Annotated in this window: 10 protein-coding genes and 2 pseudogenes; 8 read left to right on the forward strand and 4 right to left on the reverse strand. The window is 72.4% G+C overall.

The genetic code is table 11. From position 1 onward, the window contains the following. Window positions 1-412: 412 nt before the first annotated feature. A pseudogene (locus tag ACFV9D_RS24425) lies at window positions 413-508 on the forward strand (RacP protein); the annotation flags it as partial. Between the two features lie 748 nt (window positions 509-1,256). Beyond that, complete coding sequence (locus ACFV9D_RS24430; RefSeq protein WP_385149992.1) at window positions 1,257-2,426, forward strand: hypothetical protein; 1,170 nt, start codon at window positions 1,257-1,259, stop codon at window positions 2,424-2,426. 373 nt (window positions 2,427-2,799) lie between these two features. Here the strand turns inward: ACFV9D_RS24430 and ACFV9D_RS24435 are convergent. From ACFV9D_RS24435 to ACFV9D_RS24445, 3 genes and pseudogenes are all read right to left on the reverse strand, one after another. Then, window positions 2,800-3,248: pseudogene (locus tag ACFV9D_RS24435) on the reverse strand (transposase); the annotation flags it as partial. 625 nt (window positions 3,249-3,873) lie between these two features. After that, window positions 3,874-5,559 (reverse strand): DUF4157 domain-containing protein, encoded by a 1,686-nt coding sequence (locus tag ACFV9D_RS24440; protein ID WP_385149995.1) that lies wholly within the window; start codon window positions 5,557-5,559, stop codon window positions 3,874-3,876. 67 nt (window positions 5,560-5,626) lie between these two features. After that, complete coding sequence (locus ACFV9D_RS24445) at window positions 5,627-5,977, reverse strand: hypothetical protein (protein ID WP_385149998.1); 351 nt, start codon at window positions 5,975-5,977, stop codon at window positions 5,627-5,629. Between the two features lie 237 nt (window positions 5,978-6,214). Between ACFV9D_RS24445 and ACFV9D_RS24450 the strand changes: the two genes are divergently transcribed. The 6 genes from ACFV9D_RS24450 to ACFV9D_RS24475 all read left to right on the forward strand — a co-directional run bounded on the left by ACFV9D_RS24450 (window position 6,215) and on the right by ACFV9D_RS24475 (window position 14,054). Further along, the gene (locus ACFV9D_RS24450; RefSeq protein ID WP_385150001.1) at window positions 6,215-7,765 is read left to right on the forward strand and encodes a phage tail sheath family protein; all 1,551 of its coding nucleotides are present in this window, start codon (window positions 6,215-6,217) and stop codon (window positions 7,763-7,765) included. Window positions 7,766-7,788: 23 nt separating this feature from the next. Beyond that, a complete protein-coding gene (locus ACFV9D_RS24455; protein ID WP_385150004.1) occupies window positions 7,789-8,310 on the forward strand; it encodes a phage tail protein in 522 nt (173 codons plus the stop codon). Further along, a complete protein-coding gene (locus tag ACFV9D_RS24460) occupies window positions 8,307-9,104 on the forward strand; it encodes a hypothetical protein (protein ID WP_385150007.1) in 798 nt (265 codons plus the stop codon). The genes ACFV9D_RS24455 and ACFV9D_RS24460 overlap by 4 nt, the downstream gene beginning before the upstream one ends. A gap of 638 nt (window positions 9,105-9,742) precedes the next feature. Next, on the forward strand, window positions 9,743-10,813 hold the full coding sequence (locus ACFV9D_RS24465; protein WP_385150010.1) for a hypothetical protein: 1,071 nt from the start codon (window positions 9,743-9,745) through the stop codon (window positions 10,811-10,813). Then, window positions 10,810-12,069: a DUF4255 domain-containing protein gene (locus ACFV9D_RS24470; RefSeq protein ID WP_385150013.1), complete on the forward strand. Its 1,260-nt coding sequence runs from the start codon at window positions 10,810-10,812 to the stop codon at window positions 12,067-12,069. The genes ACFV9D_RS24465 and ACFV9D_RS24470 overlap by 4 nt, the downstream gene beginning before the upstream one ends. After that, the gene (locus ACFV9D_RS24475; protein WP_385150016.1) at window positions 12,066-14,054 is read left to right on the forward strand and encodes an ATP-binding protein; all 1,989 of its coding nucleotides are present in this window, start codon (window positions 12,066-12,068) and stop codon (window positions 14,052-14,054) included. Before ACFV9D_RS24470 ends, ACFV9D_RS24475 begins: the two co-directional genes overlap by 4 nt. A 12-nt stretch (window positions 14,055-14,066) precedes the next feature. Here the strand turns inward: ACFV9D_RS24475 and ACFV9D_RS24480 are convergent, their stop codons facing one another. Next, window positions 14,067-17,633: a DUF6519 domain-containing protein gene (locus tag ACFV9D_RS24480; RefSeq protein WP_385150019.1), complete on the reverse strand. Its 3,567-nt coding sequence runs from the start codon at window positions 17,631-17,633 to the stop codon at window positions 14,067-14,069. Between the last annotated feature and the right edge of the window lie 5 nt (window positions 17,634-17,638).

Raw genomic sequence — 17,638 nt, forward strand, 5'->3', positions numbered from 1 at the left:
GGGGGGCCTGAGACGACGGGGAGAGCACCCTTTTTTGCGCCTGGGGACATGGCCGTCCTTCCTTCCGTGCACGGGGATTGCCATGGGTAAGCGCACACCAAAAGCGTGCCGCTTCCGTGCAGTGAAACGTCCATGGCATCCGAACGGGGGAGGGAATGACGGCGATCGGGTCCGTCGCGGTCCGACGATCCGACCGTTGGCCGTATTGGCGTTCGGCACGCTGGTGCCCACAGCACCGGTCCGCCGTTGAGGGTGCCGCCCCGAAGTCGCCGTCAGTGCGTTTCGTCTCCGATTCCCCTGCCGACGTACACACCACTTAGCCCGGGCTGATACGTGGCAGACCGCCCCCGCACTTGTCTGGTTGCGCCGATTGGGGCACTCGTGGGGATGAATTTCCCAGGGCCAGTGAGCGGGCGCCGAGCGGGCCGCCCTGCAGGCATACGAACGGGCGGTGGTCAACGAGAAGTTGACCGAGTTCCGCCGGTTCATCACCGGCACCGTCGTCCCGCCGCACCATTGAGGACCCGTGATGCGTCGCTGCCGCTACCCCTCGGGGGGCGGCGGTTCCGCGCGCTGTGATCGTGTCGAAACCCGGCGTTCTCGGCGTAGCCAACGCCTTCCTCGAGGCTGTCAAATACCTGCCCCATGCAGGTTCGGGACGTGGACGGTGTGTCCGGCCCGTCGCAGCTGCTCGGCGAACTCGCGAACGCCGGCGGTCAGCCCGTGTCCATGGTGGCGGCCAGCACCTCAGCCATGTTGCTCTCCTCGTGTTGCGGTGCGCGGGTGGTGCGCGGCAGGAGTATGGCCTGCAGTACTGACATCCGCGGGCCTCGGCGGGCTACGCACCCCGCTTCCCACGAATCTTGAACCGGCGCACCACCGAGTGCCGCCTATCTCCGGCTCGGGTTGCGCGTTCCTGCGGGCGAACTCGGGTGCCGTTCCTTCTTGCCCATTCAACCGGGGCCGGCCGCGCCGGCAATCGAGGAATTCGGTCACTCCTCGATGCGCATCACAGGCTGGGAGGCGGTGGGAGCCCGGCGGCTGCTGGGCGTCCTCATGGAGTGAGATGACGTGCCGGTGGGTGGGTTCTCGTGGCTATCGGCCACGCACCCGCTGGATTGGTACGAGAGCATGTCCATCATGACAGGTCAGCGGCGTTTTTCGTAGGACGGAACGCACAGTTCACGAGCCTTGTCCGGTCTGCTTCCCGACTCCCAGAATCTCCTTCGTGAATTACCCCGGAGAACAGGGGGAATATGGGGAAGATCGATCATGACGCGGTGCTGCGGGCACGGGTGCTGCTGGGTTCCGGCCGGCTGCGCCTGCTCGAAGAGGTCCACGCATACCGGGTTCTGGCGGAGGTGAGCCCGAAGGCGTATCTGCCGAAGCTGGTCGACGCGCTGCTCTCGATGAGCTACCGCAGCCGGGACCCGGAGGTGAAGTTGACGCTGTCCGCCGAGGCGGTCGAGGCCGCGCGGAGGATCGAGGCGGGGGCGCCGTCCCGGGCAGAACGGCTGTGCAGGGCCCTGGACGCCTACCAGAGGGCCCTGTTCGCTCTCGGACGCCGGCCCGAGGGACGCGCGGCCTGCGAGGAAATGGCTGAGGCCGGACAGAGTGGGCGGCTGGCGAACATCCTGGCCGAGGAGGGGCGGTTCCGGGAGGCCGCGGAGCTCAACGAGAAGACAGCCCGGAACGGCATACCGGAGGGCTCCTTCTGGAACATGGTCGAGTGGGCGGCGAACCTGGAGGGCGCCGGCCTGCACGACGCGGCATCGGCCGTCTTCGGCGAGCTCCTTGACCAGACCCGGCGCAAGGCCGCCGGACAGCGCACCTCGCTGTCTATCCTCACCTGGGAGCTGGTGCACCTCTCCCGGATGCGCGAGGCCGCCGGGCACGGGGCGGACGCCGTGGCCACCCGGCGGGAGGCCCTGACCGTCCTGGAGGAGCTGGCGACGACGGGTGAGCCGAAGAACTGGAGCTGCATCCTCGCGTGGTGGGTCACCTTGTTCGCATTGTCGGGGCGGGTCGACGAGCCGGCTGCGAGTGCCGAGTCCCCGATGCCGCCGTTCGGCACCAACCTTGGATGGTCGAGCGACACGCGGAAGGCCTTCCTCGGCACCTTGCCAGAGCTCGAAACGAAGGCGGCGGGACTGCGAGGGGCAGGCAACCTGCCCGAACTGGTGGACGTCCAGCGCAGAATCAGCGTCCGCGCGGCTCTCCGCGAGGGCAACGACCCTCTTCGGTTCGGGGAGCGGCTCGGGCCGTACTTCGACGATGGCGTGGCGCTCGCCCGCCGCGTGCCCGACGATCCGGCGCGCCTCGCCCGGGCCTTGACGGACCGCTCGATGTTCCTCGTCGCAACCCGCACCTTCGAGCCCGCGTACGCCGACTTCGCCGAGGCCGTCGCCCTCCTCGACGCGCGGTAGCCCCGTCCGGGCGCACCCGCAGTCCGGTGCCCTCCCCGGCACCGCGACCGTGCGGCGGTCTGGCCGTCTGCTTCTGGTGAGCGATGGCGCGTATGAGCCCATCGAGGACGCGGGACTCGACTTGGGTGAGTTCCTCCTCGGTGCCCGCGGCTGGCTGTCGGCGCGCTGACCGGTGAGGCGGTTGGCCGGGCGACCGGTCGGCCGGACAACGCCACTGCCCTGGTTGCGGACTTGGTCTGACGAAGTCGTTTGCCGTTCCTCGGCATCCCGAGGTACGGCCCACGCCCACGCCGGCCTGGGAGCGGCCCGGTGGTCGGCTGCGGGTGCATGGGCGCGCCTTGTCTTCGTGTCGCGTCGGGGTGCAGTGCCGGGGGAACGCGGACTCCTCATCAAAGAGTTCTCGCCTCTGAAGACAGTGGTAGAGCTGGCCGATCATGCGGTTGAAAAGGTTCCGCTGAGCGGACGCGTGCCAGGGCCTTGTTCGTGTCGGCGCCGGCAGTGGGCGTTGGCCCCAGGCGAGCGGCGGAGGGCGGCGAATGCCCAGAGGTAGCCGGCGTGGTTGAGCCGGTCGTTCTTTACCCAGCGTCTGGTGATGGCGGACTTCTTGCCAGACGCGCGGGTGATGGGAGAGGAGCCGGCGTAAGCCTTGAGGCCGCGGGCGTCGGCGAAGCGCGTGCGGTCGCCCCCCATCTCTGCCAGGATCCGGGCGCCGAGCTGCATACCGAGCCCTGGGAAGCTCAGAAGGATCTCGGCGTCCGGATGCTGTGGAAACACCTCTTCAACCGCGTCGGCGAGGTTGTCGGCGGCGGTGCAGGCCGCCTCGAACGTCTCGGTCGTTCCACCCTGGGGCATCTGGTCCGGGGTGAGGAAGGAGTCGTGCAACAGGCGCAGGCGTGGGCTGGCGGGGGGCGTGCCGCAGTGGCGGCATCCGCTGATGGTGCCGTGGCCGGGTAAGCCGTCCATCTTCCGGGCACCCCAGCCTTCCGGTTCCCACATGCGCGTTGCCAGGCTCTCCAGCACTGCTCGTTCAATGGCCTCAGCGTCGCGGGCGGTCGGCGTGGTGAAATCTGCGAGCAGTTGCCATCCACGCCGCCCGTGTGTGCCGATCCTGCGCTGCCTTGGTTCGTAGCACGCTCCGGTCTTGACTGCTCCATAGCCGGGGTGGTGCATCGTGCACACCGCTGCAGGTCGATCTGGTCGGAGTCCCATGCCTCAGGGGTAGCAGCTCTCACTGACACCCGGGATCTTGGTTGGGACTGATGTCTACTCCGGTGGTCAAGGCAGGCAGGTCGCCCGTACGCCGGCCGACGAAGGCAAGGCCTGTGGGTGGGCCGCGCGGCCGCGGTGAGCGCGGCTTAGTGGATCGGTGCGCGTGCCCGTCCCCGAAGTCGCCGGGGAGGGCGGCGAAGATGTGATTGTTCCGACCCGGCATGCTCCATGTCCCCGACTACATTGCGCGGAGCAGGAGCTCCACCTCCGGTTCCGCCGCGGCCAGTTCGTGGAGCAGAAGCTCCGCCTCTAGCTCCGCCGCGGCCGTTATCTCTGCCTCCGTCATGAGCGCGTCCGCCGCTAGCATCTTGGCGTCGGCCTCCGCGACCACCTTGGCGATGCGCACGGCCAGCTGCCCGGCTTCCGGCGCCTTCTTCGTGAGGAGCTGAGGCGCCACGAAAGCCGCGATCGCCGCGACAGCCAAGACGCCGATGGCGGTCTTCGCCTGCCTGCCAGCCGGCTCGATGCCCTCCTTCCAGGTCAGGTAGCGTCGCTGTGCCAGCAGGAACGCCCGACGGCCCCGGACCAGGCTCGCCATGGCGCGACGGACGTCCCCGGTCCGCACCGAGGAGTCCACCGCCGCGAGCGAGGCGAAGGCGTTGAGCCAGATGGTCTGTGGCGGGACGGGCCCGTTGAAGAGCTGGTTGGTCCAGTAGCCGGCGAAGCCGGCGAACGACGGCCGGTCGATCAGCTCGGCCTGGACCCGGTGCTCGCCGGAGTAGTGCTCGAGCTGCCGCCGCAGCTTCTGCGCGCCCTCGGCCAGCGCAGCGAGCGCCTTGGCCTTCGCCGCGGCCGGGGCCTTCTCTTTCTCCCGCTCCTCACCGCTGCGGCGGTAGACCCGATAGAGAATCAACCCCTCTTTCCCTACGGGGTGTTCGGTGGCGGCGGTGCAGATTGTGCAGTCGGGGTTGCCCTCCAGGGGGCCCAGCACGTGAGGCGGGAACCACGTGGCGTGCACCCGGTTCCAGGGTCGCCCTCCGTGCTTGATCTGGAGCGCCTCGGCCAGCCGGTAGTCCTCCGCGAGTTGGCGCTGGCCCTCGTCCGCGTAGCCGGCGGTCTTGATCTCGTAGATCGTGCGGGCGGTGAAGTCCATGATGTCGGGCGCACGTTGGCGTCTCAGTCCGCGGAGGTCCGCCATGAAATCCTGGGCGAAGCTAGCGTCCTCCGCGTCCTTCGGGAGGGTGATCCCGTAGTCCGGGTTCCCGCCGTAGAGGAAATCGGAGCCGACCAGAATCTGCTCACGGGGCCCAGCGTGGGTGGCCCGATAGGTCTTTTCGAGAAGCCGGTTCGCCGGGCCGTAGATCGTTTGCGGCGCCGCGCTCTCGGGCTGCCACTCCGGGGGTGCCGGGCACGGTTCCCCGGGGTGGAGCTGGACCGTTCCGGCCGGGGGCGCATACCGGGTCCTGGGCAGCGGCCGACCCGGGTCGGCCGGGCCCGCGGCCAGGTTGGCGAGCCGGTCGGCCTCCTTCTCGGTGGCGGCGTCGGGGCTCCCCACCGACCACGGTGGCGCGGTGCTCCCTCGCTGCTGGCGCACATGGGCGAGCTCGTGGGCGAGGAGCCGACGGCCCGACGCGGTGCCGGGCGTGTAACGGCCAGGCGCGAAGACGATCATGTTGCCAGCCGTGTATGCGGCGGCGCCCAGCGCGGCCGTCGAGACCGGGTCGCTGTGGACCCGGATGTCGCCGAAGTCGTGTCCGAAGCGGCTGTCCGCCCAGGTCCGGGTGACCGGGTCCAGCGCCGCACCGCTCGTCCCGGCGGCATGCGCCACGGTCCTGGCGACGAGGTCGCCGGACCGCGGGGCTTCGCTCGTTCCGCGTTGCCGTGCCGCGGGACGCAGGGCGGCCGGAATCTGGTGCGATTGCACATCCCCATCGTCCCGCCAGCCCCGGGCAACGGCAACGGCAGCGGCGTGGATACCGGCACCGCGAACGTCAGGGCACCGCCAGGCACGCAAGCATGTCGACCCGTACACTCTCGTCGCCGCTGTGGCCGACCGACAGCGTGCCCAGTCCACCTGGCAGGACAGCCTTCACCGCGTCGGCCCCCCACACCAGCAGCACACCGTCGACGGACAGTGGCGGCGGCGGTGTGGCGCCCGTTGTCGTGGCGGTGAAGACCACGGTGGCCGGCTCCCCGGACTCCGTCCGCGCTCGAACGGCCAGCAGGACCGGCGCGCCATTGCTCGGCAGCAGCACCACCTGCTCCTCGTTGCCCGCCTGCCCGGACGGCGCGAGCGTCACGGACGTGAAGGTGTAGGACTCCGGATCCAGCAGCGTCGCCATCGGCAGAGTGGGCCCGTCTGCGATCGCGACGGACGTGTTCACGGACACCTGCACCATCGGAGACCTCCACCTCGTCTGTCGGTCCGTACCGGTGGCGAGCCTCGCACCCTTCATGTCAACGCGACGTCACACCGCCGTCACCAGCCTCGGGTGTGACGCGGCGGTGACGATGACCTGACGACCGGTTGACGGGGCGCTGGCACGATCCGGCGCGAGGCCGTTGCCGAAGGAGCCACCATGCCCAAGCCCTCCCTGGGCGCCCCCGGCGTCTACCTGACGGAAGCCCCCAGCGGGAACCGGACCGTCACCGGAGTCACGACCGCCGTCACTGCCTTCGTGGGACGCGCCCTACGCGGGCCGGTCGACGAACCGGTGACCCTCACCTCGCTGGCCCAGTTCGACCAGGTCTTCGGCGGATTGTGGCGCGAGAGCGCGCTGGGGTACGCCGTGCGCGACTTCTACCTGAACGGCGGCGGGACGGCGCGGGTCGTCCGGCTCGCCGGCGGTGCGACGCCCGCCAGGCTGGACGTCAACGGCCTGCGGCTGATCGCCTCGGGACCTGGCTCGTGGGCCAACCACCTGACCGTCGAGGTGAGCCACCCCGAGGGCCGGGACGCCCATGAGGTCGCCCTCAATGAGACCATCGACGGCGGCGACCTCTTCCACCTGGAGATCCGGGACACCCGGCCCGGGAGCACCGACGTCCCGGAGGTCTTCCTCAACGTCACCCTGGTCGACGGGCCGCGCCGGGTCGACCGGATCCTCGCGGAGTCCCGGCTCGTCCGCGTCGAGGGCATGCCCGAGGGCATCACCCGGCCGAGTGCCGGGACATACGACACCGGCGCAGGGAAGGGCGACGACGGACACGACCTCGGCCTGGCGGACTACCTTGGCGGGGAGGGTGCGAACTTCGAGGCCGACGGCAGGGGCCTGCACGCGCTCCGCCGGGCCGACCTCTTCAACCTGCTCTGTCTGCCGCCGTCCCGCCCGGACGGCACCCTGCCGGCTGACATCTGGTCGGAGGCCCTCGCGCTGTGCACGGCCCGGCGGGCGTTCCTGCTGGTCGATCCGCCCGCCGCCCAGCCGCCCGGCGGCTTCCCCCAGTGGCTTGCGGGCCTGGGACTGGCCGGCGAGTCCCTGCGAAACGCGGCGACCTACCTGCCGCGGATCCGGCGCTCCGACCCGCTCCGGGACGGCGCCATCGGCGAGTTCGTGCCCTGCGGGGCACTCGCCGGCGTCATGGCGCGCACCGACGCGTCCCGCGGCGTGTGGAAGGCACCGGCCGGGTTGGACGCGGGCATCGTCGGTGCCACCGGGCTGGAACAGGTCATGGGCGACGGCGAGAGCGCCCACCTGAACCCGCTGGGCATCAACTGTCTCCGCGCGTTTCCCCAGGCCGGGGTGGTGGTCTGGGGCGCCCGGACCCTGCGCGGCGCGGACACGCTCGCCGACGACTACAAGTACGTACCGGTCCGCCGGTTCGCGCTGTTCCTGGAGGAGAGCCTGTACCGGGGCACCCAGTGGGTCGTCTTCGAGCCCAACGACGAACAGCTGTGGAGCCAGATCCGGACCTCCCTCGGCTCGTTCATGCAGGACCTCTTCCGCCAGGGCGCCTTCCAGGGCCGGACCCCGCGCGAGGCGTACTTCGTCGCCTGCGACGCCGAGACGACCACGCAGTACGACATCGACCGCGGCGTCGTCAACATCCTGGTCGGCTTCGCGCCGTTGAAGCCCGCCGAGTTCGTCGTCATCAGTGTCCAGCAGAAGACCGCCGCAGCGGTGGGCTGACGTCCTACGCCAGAAGGAGCGAGATGGCCGACTTCACGATCAACGCGACGCGCTTCGACCCGTACAAGAACTTCAAGTTCAGGGTCAAGTGGGACGGCCGGTACGTGGCCGGTGTCAGCAAGGTGGGTGCCCTGCGGCGGACCACCGAGGTGGTCAAGCACCGGCACGGCGGGGACCCGAGCACCAGCCGCAAGTCCCCCGGGCGCACCGAGTACGAGGCGATCACCCTCGAGCGCGGGGTCACCCACGACCCCGACTTCGAGCAGTGGGCGAGCAAGGTGTGGAACTGGGGGTCGGGGCTCGGCGCCGAGAGCTCGCTCAAGGACTTCCGCAAGGACGTCATCATCGAGGTCTACAACGAGGCCGGACAGCTGGCGCTCGCGTACACCGTCTACCGATGCTGGGTCTCGGAGTTCCACGCCCTGCCGGACCTCGACGCCAACGCCAATGCGGTCGCGATCCAGTCGATCAAGCTGGAGAACGAGGGCTGGCAGCGCGACTTCGCGGTGACCGAGCCGACCGAGCCCTCGTTCGTCGAGCCGTGACCAGCGGCCGGCCCGCGCAGACCCGCGATATCACGGTGCGCGAGACCGCGGTACGGCAGACCACGGTGCGCGACCTCGCCGATCCCGCGCGCTTGCTGACGGTGTGGGAGGAGGCCCTGGTCGCACTGCCGGCGGCACGGACGGCCGTCCTGCTGCAACTGGCCGGGCTCACCGCCGACCTCGACGGCGCGCTCGACCTCACGATCGGGCCCTGCGCGGCGCTGGCGGCCCGGGCGCACCGGGCCGCCTTCGGACCGGACATCGACGGACTGGTGACCTGCCCGCACTGCGGCGAACTCCTGGAGACCCGGGTGCGGCTGCCGTCCTGCGACGACGCGGCAGGCGGGACGCCGACTGCGGATCCGGGCGAGGCGCGGGTCGGCGCGTACGCCGTCCGCGCGCCCACCGTCCGGGACCTCCTGGCCGCCGCGTCGTCGCAGGACGGCGACGCTCGCGCCGTGTTGCTGGCCCGGTGTGTCCGACGGCTCGACGGCCGGTCGTTCGACCCGGCGGCGCTGACCCCGGCCGAAGAGGCGCTGGTCGACGAGGCCGCCGAGCGGCTGGCGGGCGAGACGGATCCGGTGCTGCGCGCGGTCTGTCCCGCGTGCGCGGGCGGCGTGGTCGCGGCGCTCGACGTCGGTGCCGTGCTCTGGGACCAGATCGACGCGGCCGCCCCCGCGCTGATGGCGGAGGTCGCTGCGCTCGCCCGCGCCTTCGGCTGGAGCGAGCGCGCGGTCCTCGCGATGTCACCGGTCCGACGGCAGGCCTACCTCACCCGGGTGGCGGCGCTGTGACCGGCTACTTCGACCGGATGGCAGCCCGCGCGCTCGGCCGGGAGCCCCGGCTCGTGCTGCGGCGGCGCTTTCACTTCGAACCGGCCGACCTCGCGGTCCGGCCGTACCCCGCCGATCCGGCCGCCACACTCGCGCCGTCCGTGGTCGGCTCCGCCGCGGCCGGCCTTCCTCCGTTCGGAGGTGCAGTCGAGGAGGAGAGCGAGGGCACGCGTGGGGACACCGTTCAGGACGCGGTCGGTAGCGTACGCGGGGCGGAGCGCGAGGGCGCGCGTCGGGACGTGCGGGATGCGGTCCGTCGCGTACGCGGGGCCGAGGCCGAGGACGTCGCCGCCGGGGGCGCAGTCGAGGGCACCGTCGTGTCTTCGGCCGCAGCCCCGGCCGGAGACACGACCGGCCCCAGACCCGGCGATGGTGCTGCTGACGACGGTGGTGCGTACCCGCCGGCGGGGGCAGCCAACGGGAGCCCGGCCTCCCGAGGCGCCGGTGCCAGGAGCCGCGTTCCCCGGGAGCCGGGCCGCACACCCGCCGAGGCACCCGTCCGGTCCGAGTCAGCGCCCGAGCCGTCGGCTCCGGGAGCCCGGACGACGTCCGAGCCGGTTCCGGCGGCGGAGCGGACTGATGGCCAGCCATTCGGCCCGGTGGTTGCTCGGGACAGCAGCCTGTTCGGCGCGGCGGCGTCGCGGTCCGCGCCGACCGCCCGGGAGCGGTCCGCCGAAACAGAGGCCGCCGGAACGAGGCCCCCGGGCCCCGGGCTCGGCGCGGGCACGTCCCGCACCGTCCGGTGGCTCGGCGACCGCGAGCCACCGGGGACGACCGTCGGCAGGCGCGAGGGCGACCTCGGGCTGCCCGTCGAACCACTCCCGCACCCGCCTGCCGGTGACTCCGCGCCCGTGCCGGGACCGCCGCCCCCCTCCGGGCGGCTGGACTCCGAGCGCCCGTGGGCCCTGCCTCCCAGCGTGCGCACGGACGCCCCTCGCACCGCCGCGACCTCCTCCGACGTGCCGCCGGAGCGCTTGCCTGGCGGATCTCCGGGCGAATCCGCGCCGGCCTCTGGGCAGACCGCGCACCCGGCCACCGACCGTCCCGGCCTGGCGCCCGGCATATGGCGTACGAAACCACCGAGGACGGACGACGGCCCCGCCCGAGACCGGCTCGACGCGCCACCGGCGGACGCCGGCCCGGTCCGTTCCCCGGAGCCCGACCGACCGGGAACCGGCACCCCCCACGGCACCGGAGCCACTCCGCTCCCGCCCCGGGCCGGTGCGCGCCCGCCCGCCGCCGGTCCGTCGGCCCCGCCCGTCCCGGACCTGCTGGAGTTGGTCCGCGAGCACGTGGTGCCCGCGCTCGTCGAGCGGGGGCTGATCGCACCCGGCGCGCGGCCGGCCGTTCGCCGGGCCGACGAGGAACCCTCCGGTCCGGATGTCTCCCCGGACCGGCCGACGGTCGTCGCCGGGCGGCTGCGGATCTCCTCGGTACCGGAGAGCGACCCGGCGTGGCCCCAACCCGGCCCCGGGGATGTCCACGTACACATCGACCGCATCGAGGTGCACCCATCCCACCCGCCCGCACCATCACCACCACCACAGCCACCACCGTCAGCGCCACCGCCGGCGCCGCCCCCGGCCGCCGGACCGGCGGCAGCACGCCCCGCCGCACCCCACGTCGACCTGGACGCCTATCTGGCCGCGCGCCGGGGGGAGCGCCGATGAGCAACACTCTCGCGATCGCGGCCACTACCTCCGCCTTGCGGTACGTCCTCGACAAGTCCGTCGGCAGCAGCCGTTGCGGCTCGGTCGACGGCGCCCGGGTCACCACCCTGCGACCGGACCGGATTGGCGCCGACGACCTCGCCCGGGTGCCCGGCATCAATGTGTTCCTGTACCTCGTGACACCCAACGCCGCCTGGCGTGACCGCGACCTGCCGAACCGCAGTGCCGACGGCGTACCCCTCCGGCGTCCCGTCACGGCCCTGGATCTCCATTACCTGATCACCTGCTACGGCCAGGACGACGCACTGGAGGCACAACGGCTGCTCGGACGGGCGGTCACCGCCCTGGCAGTCACCCCCGTGCTCGGGCGGGACGTCGTCACCGCCGCCGTGCGCGCATACGGCGAGGCCGACGAGACCGCCTTCCTCAAGCACACGGACCTCGCGGAGCAGATCGAGTCCGTGCGCCTTTCCCCTGCCGCGCTGTCCGTCGACGAGCTGTCGAAGATCTGGTCCGCCTACCCCCAGTCGCCGTACCTGCTCTCGATCGGCTGCACGGCCGGCGTCGTGCTCCTCACCGGGGAAACCGCCTCCCACACCGCACTGCCGGTCGCGCAGCGGGCGATCGCCGTGGGCGTGTCGGGCGCGCCGCTGCTGCGCTCCATCGCCACCGATCCGCCGGACGCGGCCGTCTTGGGCGGCACGGTCCTCGTCCTGCACGGCAGTCGGCTGCTCGGCCCGACAACGCGGGTCCGGGTCGGCCCGGCACATCTTTCGCAGGGGCCCGGCGGGACGCCCACCGAGCTGACCGTCACCCTCGGTGCGGAGGTCCCGGCCGGGGTACACCCCGTCCAGGTCCTGCACTTCGCGCCGCCCGGGGTGCCGGGCCCGCCGTCGCCCCGAGTGGTGGCCGCTTCGAACTCGCTGCCCGTCGTGGTGCGGCCGACCGTCGTGGGGGTGACGGTGGGACCGACGGACATCGTCCTCGCGCTGAACCCGCCACTGTTCCCCGGGCAGCGCGCGACGGTGTCACTGCTGCGCCTGGACGGGGACGCCGCCCGTGCGGGCGGCGAACTCTCCTTCGTCCTGCCGCCGATCCGGCCCGGAGCCCCGCCGGAGCCGTTCGTCACCGTCCCGCGCAGCGGCGTTCCGGATGGCAGGTGGCTGGTCCGCGCCCAGGTCGACGGCGTGGAGAGCCTTCCCGAGCAGGTCGACGGCGCCTACCGGGCCCCGGCGATCACTCTCCCGGCACCATGACCGGCAGCGAGGCCGGGAACCGGGCCGTGGCCGGGACCGTCTCCTGGGAGCACGCCAACCGCGACCACCTGATGGCCGAACTCGCCGTCCTGCGCTCCCTGCTGGCCGAAGCCGGCGAGCACCGCAGGCCGGGAGGCCGACGGGCCGAGGCGGAGCGCACCGGGCTCGAACGGGAAGGGACCGTACGGGAGGAGGCCGAGCGGTCCGAGGCCGCGGCCCGGCAACGGCTCCCAGCGGACAGCGCGCTCGACCGGCTGGCGACCGGTTTCGGGCTGTCCGGCTTCGAGCGCTCCCTGCTCCTGCTGACCGCCAGCCCCGAGCTCGTCGCGGCGGTCGCCGGTGAGCTACATGCTGCGTGCGGCTCACCACGGCCGTCCTTCGGCACCGCGCTCGCCCTGCTTCCCGGGGCGCACTGGAGTGCCGCCACACCGGAGGCCCCGCTGCGCCGATGGCACCTGCTGCACCTGCTCGACCCCTCCTCGCCGGTCAACAGCCCGCTGGCCGTTGACGAGCGGGTGCTCCATCACCTGACCGGCACCGGCTACCTCGACACCGGCCTGGCCGCGATCGCCCGCCCGGTCCCGGTCCGGCCGGAGCTGCCCGCCCCGCTGCGGCGCGCGGCCGACGCGGTGGTGCGGGCGTGGAGCCGGAACCGGGCCGTGCTGCTCTCCGGACCGCAGCCGGCGAACCTGCGGCTGATCGCCGGGGCAGCGGGAGCCGGCCTCGGACGCCGGGTCCTCCTCGTCGCCGCCGCTGACCTGCCCGCGGACGCTGCGGCGCGCCGACGGACGGCCCGCCTGATGGAGCGTGAGACGGTGCTGTCCGGGCCCGCCTGGGCGGTCTCCCTCGACGGCGCGGACCCGGCGGAGTACACGACCGTGGTTCGGGCGGTCGCCGATCTCGACGTCCCGGTGGCCGTCCTGTGCGACGAGGACGCCGTGGTGTCCGCCGACGCGTTCGTCCGGGTGCCGGTGGGCCGGCTGGCGGCTGCCGACCGCGTCGATCTGCTCCGGTCGGCGCTGCGGCTGGCAGGGGCATCGGACCACCTCGCCGAGGACGCCACCGAGGACGCTGCCACGACCTTCGACCTCACCGCGGACGCCGCCGAGGAGGCCGCCCGGGACATCGCGCTCGGCACTCCGCTCTGGCAGGCATGTCGGGAGCGGGCGAGGTCCTCGCTCCCGGGGCTAGCCCGGGTGCTGCGGCCGACGGCCCGGTGGGACGACCTGGTGGTCCCCGACGCCCAGGCCGCCCAGCTCCGCGCCCTGGTCGCGTCCGTCCGACACCGCACCACGGTGCTCGACGACTGGGGGTTCGCGGACCGCACCGCGGTGCGGGACCAGGGCGCCACGGCGCTGTTCGCCGGTCCGAGCGGGACGGGAAAGTCCTTCGCCGCCGAGGTGGTCGCCGGCGAGCTCGGGCTGGACCTCGTGCAGGTGGACCTCAGCCAGGTCACGAGCAAATACATCGGCGAGACCGAGAAGAACCTCCACCAGGTGTTCGCCGCGGCCGAGGACAGTGCGGCGGTCCTGCTGTTCGACGAGGCCGACGCGCTCTTCGGCCGCCGCGCCGAGGTCCACGACAGCCACGACCGGTACGCGAACCTGGAGACGGCCTACCTGCTCCAACGGCTGGAACGATTCCGGGGGCTGGCGATCCTCACCACCAACGCTCGCTCCGAACTTGATCGGGCCTTCACCCGCCGGCTCCGGACCGTGGTCAACTTCCCGCACCCGGACCTGTCGATGCGCGAGGCACTGTGGCGTCGGGCCTTCCCCCCGGAAACCCCCGTCGACGGCCTGGACCCGGCCGACCTGGCCCGCCTGGACCTGGCCGGCGGTGAGATCTCCTCGGTCGCCCTCGCCGCCGCCTATCTCGCCGCCGCCGACCAGAGCCCGGTCACCCACCACCACGTGGTGACCGCGGCCCGGTGGGAGCTGGCGAAGTCCGGCCGATCGGCCTTGACGAAGGGGGCCGGAGGCTGAGGGTGTGTGCGGTCAGGTGGGAAGGGTCTTGTCGAGGAAGAACGTGAGAACGAATCGACCGCCGACGACGCTGTCATCAGTGGGGAACTGAATGCGGGTCACGCCTGCCTCGTCGAGGACGAACGGGGCGTGGCAGTTGAGGCGCAGGGTGGAGTCCTTACCAATGATTGCCGAGCCCTCGATGACGAAGCGTCCGACGATCGGTTTGACCTCGTCCGGGAGCGCGGTCAGTTTGGCCGTCAGCTCGAGGTCGATCCATCGGAGCGTGTGCTCCAGCGCGAACCACTGTACGAATGGGGGAGACGAGTCGAATTCCCTGGCAGGCAGCTGGACCGTGCGCACCCCGATGAAACGCTCAGTGCTCCAGGACGACGGCTCATCGACCACCGGCCATGGCAGGTCGAGCTCGACGTAGCAGACCCCCTTGTTATTGATGCTCCTCTGATCAAGGTCCTGATCGGCGCGGGCGAAGATGCCGCGGCGCAAGAGGGCCGGGGTGAGCGCGTCGCCGTTGACCAGGTTCATCGAGGGGTTCCCGTTGAGCTTCACCTCGGTGATGTGGATGCCCCTTCTGGGTGCCTGGGCGGTGACGATCAGTGGGGCGGCTGAGCTCGTCGTCGCCAACTGGAGGGTGTCGCTGGGTTTGCCGGGTGCGGGTTGCCACCAGAGGGCGACGGATCCGTCCTCGCCCGTGGCCGCCGTCAGCGATGTCTGTCCGCCTGCTGTGGACAGGTCGGCGGGTGGTTTTGCGCTGGTTGCCTTGAGGACCAGGCCCCCGGCTCCGGGGGTCGCGCTCACCGGTGCATCCTTCACAGGGCGGCAGATGCTGTCTACCACGACACGTACCGGTTGCGGGAGCACCTTGTCATGCGCGCCGAGGTGCTGACCGTCACCACCCAGCAGCCGCAGCTCCCTCCGGTCCACGACCCTCTGCAGGGCACCCTGCACGGTCTCGGAGGCGGCGAACCCCTGGCACCCCGAGGGCGGCGCGAAGGAGATGTCGACGGCCGCGGTCCGTTCCCTCGGCAGTGTCTGCGCGGTGACGGTCAGCGGCGCGCCCGGGGCGCCCTGCAACGCCAGCCGCAGGGTGTCACTGGCCGCACCGGTCGCGGGCTGCCACCAGAACGCGAGGGACCCGTCCGTACTCGTCATCTCTGTCTTCGACGCCTGCCCGCCGGCTGACGACATGTCCGCGGGCGGCTGCGCGCTCGTCGCCTTCACCACCAGGCCCCCCGCCCCGGCGGTCGCCACGACCTGCGCGTTGGCCACCGGGCCGCAGGCGTCGTCCACCACCACCCGTACCGGCTGCGGCAGCACTTTGTCCTGCGCCCCCCGGTGCTGACCGTCACCCCCCAGCAACCGCAGTTCCTGGCGGCCCGCGACCTTCTCCAACGCGGTCTGCACGCTCTCCGACGCTCCGAAGACCCCGCACCCCGTCGGCGGCGCGAAGGAGACCTCGGCGGCCGTGACCCGTTCCCGGGGCAGTGCCTGCGCGGTGACGGTCAGCGGCGCGCCCGGGGCGCCCTGCAACGCCAGCTCGAGGGCGTCGCTGGCAGCCTCGGAGGCGGGCTGCCACCAGAAGGCAGCGGTTCCGTCCGCGCCTGTCGTCACCGGCAGTGACGTTTGTCCGCCCGCCGACGACAGGTCCGCCGGCGGCTGCGCAGCCGTCGCCTTCACCACCAGGCCCCCCGCCTTCGCCGTGGCTACCACCGACGCACCGGCCACGGGACCGCAGGCGTTGTCCACCACCACCCGCACCGGCTGCGGCAACACCTTCTCCTCCGCCCGCAGATGCTGACCGTCACCCCCCAGCAACCGCAGTTCCTGGCGGCCCGCGACCTTCTCCAACGCGGTCTGCACGCTCTCCGATGCTCCGAAGACCCCGCACCCCGTCGGCGGCGCGAAGGAGATCTGGTCGGCAGTCCTGAGCCGGCCAGCCAGCACGACGGGCTGGGCGTCCTCGTGGTCCAGCAGTGTGGCGGTCACGGTCTGCGTCGCTGGGCCGTGGGCGTCCAGGGTCCAGCGGATCCGAGCCACGCCGTGGGAGTCGGTCCGCGCAACCCGGTCGGTGTCGATTCCCCCAATGCCTTCGAGCCGTCCACCCGACGCGACGAACCGAACGCGGGCGTCTACGATCGGCAATCCGCCGTTTCGGGCGGCCACCCGGAGCGGCTGGGGCAGCGGGCTGCCGGGCGGAGCCTCCTGGCTGTCGCCGCCGGCAAGGTCGAGGGTGGTGAGGTGGATCAGCGCTGGGAAGAGCCGGCGGCAGTCGGCCTCCAGCGTCCAGCCGTCGTCCGCCTTGCGGAGGATCGCCAGCGCCGCGGTCCGCCGGACCGGGCCGGACGGGGGCAGGGCCTCGCCCAAGTCGTCGACGCCGGGCGGCCAGTCGATGGATCCGGCGGTGGCCGTCTGGCCGTGGAGCAGCCGCATCGTCCGAGCCGGGACGAGCCAGTGGTCGCCCGTCGCCCTGGTCCCGCCGTCCGCGGGGAAGCGGACCTGGATGCCGTCCTCCAGGTCGAGCGGCCTGGTGTCCAGGGGACGCGCCGGGCCCTCCCAGCGGCGGACCAGCGGTGTGCCGCCGAGGGCCGCTCGCGAGACCGGCGCCGCGCCGGTCCAGTGGACGGTCAGGCGGGTGCCGCGCCGCGCGGTGACGGTGGCGAGGAACCCGGCCCGGCCACGCAGCTGAAGGTCGACGCTCGTCACCTCGACGGTGTCGTCCGGCCCGATGGAGAGCTCCTCATCGGGGCCTTCACGGTCGAGGGTCAGTTCCGCGCTGCCGCCGTCGACCGCCGCCGTGATGGCCAGCAGTGAGGCGACGACGCTGCCGTTCTCCCGGGACCAGACGAATGCCGGTCCGCCGTCGCCGGTGTCGCGGATCTCCACTCGATAGAGCTGGTTCTCCAGCCCCCGGTAGCCCCCGGAGTACGCCGCCGGCCCGCAGGGGTCGGACGTCGTGCCGGACTTCCTGAGCAGCGCGGCCATCGTCCCCCGGGTGGTGGCGAAGGAGTCGGGCGCCCGCAGCGCGGCCACGCCCTGGTCCGCCTGCAGGGGCACCAGGCGGACCCCCCAGACCGTCTGCGCGCGGGTGGTGGTGTCCGGACCGCCGAGGGCCGGTTCCCGCAGCGCCGCCCGCTCGTCGGCGGTGACGTGGTGGGTCCAGACGTCCAGCAGCACGGCGTAGCGGTCGTTGGCGTCGGGCTCCGCGACGGCCGGATCTTCACCGATCGTGCGTAGGTACAGCTGGTCGCCGAGCGGCCAGCCGGCTTTCTCGGGAGCGGCCGACGCCGGCGCCTCGACCAGCGTGCCCCCGACGTAGTAGCGCCCGGGGGTGATCCGCAGGTCGTGCCAGGGCGTCGCGGCGGGCTTCGCGAGGGCGGTGGTGACGACGGCGAACCCGGCGCTGTCCGCCGGGCCTCCGTCGGGGCCGACGGCGTCGCCGGTCCGGACCTCGTCGTGGTGCGCGGTGATCGCGGTCTGCTCGTTCCAGTCCGCGTCGAGCAGCACGCGCCCCTGCTGAAGGAGGACGGCCCGGTAGGCCTGCTGCGGCTCGAACGTCCAGCGGGTGAAGTCTCCGTGCATGCGTG

The organism is Streptomyces sp. NPDC059875, assembly GCF_042731085.1.
Taxonomy (GTDB): Bacteria; Actinomycetota; Actinomycetes; order Streptomycetales; family Streptomycetaceae; genus Streptomyces.